Source organism: Stenotrophomonas sp. YIM B06876, assembly GCF_030711595.1.
GTDB lineage: Bacteria > Pseudomonadota > Gammaproteobacteria > Xanthomonadales > Xanthomonadaceae > Stenotrophomonas.
Window position 1 is genome coordinate 1 of record NZ_JAUJUJ010000460.1, and the last position, 640, is coordinate 640.

Annotated in this window: 1 protein-coding gene; it reads left to right on the forward strand. The window is 60.4% G+C overall.

The features are described from left to right. The first annotated feature begins 323 nt into the window (after nt 1-323). Nucleotides 324-578, forward strand: coding sequence for a helix-turn-helix domain-containing protein (locus tag QZH66_RS17925; protein WP_305807162.1), 255 nt, complete (start codon nt 324-326; stop codon nt 576-578). Nucleotides 579-640: the final 62 nt, after the last annotated feature.

Below are 640 nucleotides of genomic sequence, written 5' to 3' on the forward strand. Positions count from 1 at the left end.
GATTTTCGGCATCTTTATGAAATGAACTTTCAACTCACGACACTAGCACCACACCGAAATAGGGCGTCTGTGCATCTCCCTCCATGGTGCGCGCATCCCCCGTGGCGCCCAGGTAGCGCTGCAGCTGAACCGCCAGGCCAATGCGCTGAACCTGTGATCGTTGGCAACCTGGAACGTGCCGACCTGACGGTCGAATTCCTCACCGAGAAGGCCCGCATGAGCCTGCGCAATTTGGCGCGCGTCTACAAACACAAGATCGGCCGCACACTGGCCAAGGCGGTGGAGGTGTTCCGCCTGGAGGTCGCNTCACCGAGAAGGCCCGCATGAGCCTGCGCAATTTGGCGCGCGTCTACAAACACAAGATCGGCCGCACACTGGCCAAGGCGGTGGAGGTGTTCCGCCTGGAGGTCGCGCGGCGCCTGCTGGAGGATTCGACCCGCAACATCGACCGGATCGCGGTGCATTGTGGCTTTGGTGACGAGAAGCGTATGCGTGTCACCTTCCAGCGCAACCTGGGTGTGGCACCGAGGGATTGCCGCGAGCGGTTTGCCGTCAGCCGTGTTGCAACCGTAGCTTGAAGTTGGCAACACCCATTGTGGCCGGGTGCAGTATTAAGAGCGGCTAACAAAACGGCAGAAGA